The organism is Streptomyces corchorusii (assembly GCF_001514055.1).
In the GTDB taxonomy this organism is placed as follows: domain Bacteria; phylum Actinomycetota; class Actinomycetes; order Streptomycetales; family Streptomycetaceae; genus Streptomyces; species Streptomyces olivaceoviridis.
In genome coordinates this window covers 1-675 of record NZ_KQ948414.1, presented here as the reverse complement: position 1 = coordinate 675, position 675 = coordinate 1, and the positions used below count along the sequence as shown (strand labels likewise).

The following is a 675-nucleotide window of genomic DNA, read 5'->3' as shown; positions in this document are numbered from 1 at the left end:
TGCGGGCCGTCCTGTCGCTCATGTGGCCGCCGAGATGGGCATCTCGCGGGCCACGGCACACAAGTGGATCCGCCGCTGGCGTCGTGAAGGCGAGACCGGGCTTCTTGACCGTTCCAGCAGGCCGCACCGAACACCGCACCGCACCCCGGCGACGGTGGAGGACCGGGTGTGCCGGCTGCGGCGGGACCGCAAGCTCGGCCCGGCCCGCATTGGCCCGGTGCTGGGCCTGCCCGCCTCCACTGTGCACCGCGTCCTGACCCGTCACGGCCTCAACCGCCTGGCCTGGCTGGACCGGCCGACCGGCGCCGTGATCCGCCGCTACGAACGCGACCGCCCCGGCGAACTGATCCACGTCGACGTGAAGAAACTCGGCCGCATCCCCGACGGAGGCGGCCACAAGGTCCGCGGCCGCCACGCCGGCCGGCCGGTCCGCGGCATGGGCTTCGACTACGTCCACTCCGCCGTTGACGATCACACCCGCCTCGCCTACAGCGAGATCCACACGGACGAGAAGGTCGCGACCTGCGCAGACTTCCTCATCCGCGCGGCCGCCTTCTTCCACGCACACGGCATCACACGCATCGAGCGCGTCCTCACCGACAATGCCTGGGCCTACCGCAAGGGCCTGGCCTGGAAGAAGGCGCTCACCGAGATCGGCGCGAGCGGAAAGCTGAC

The 675-nt window shown here is 71.1% G+C and carries 1 protein-coding gene; it reads left to right on the top strand.

Translation table 11 applies throughout. The features are described from left to right. A partial coding sequence (locus tag AQJ11_RS45065; protein WP_059267393.1) for an IS481 family transposase occupies positions 1 to 675 on the top strand: 675 nt, incomplete at both ends.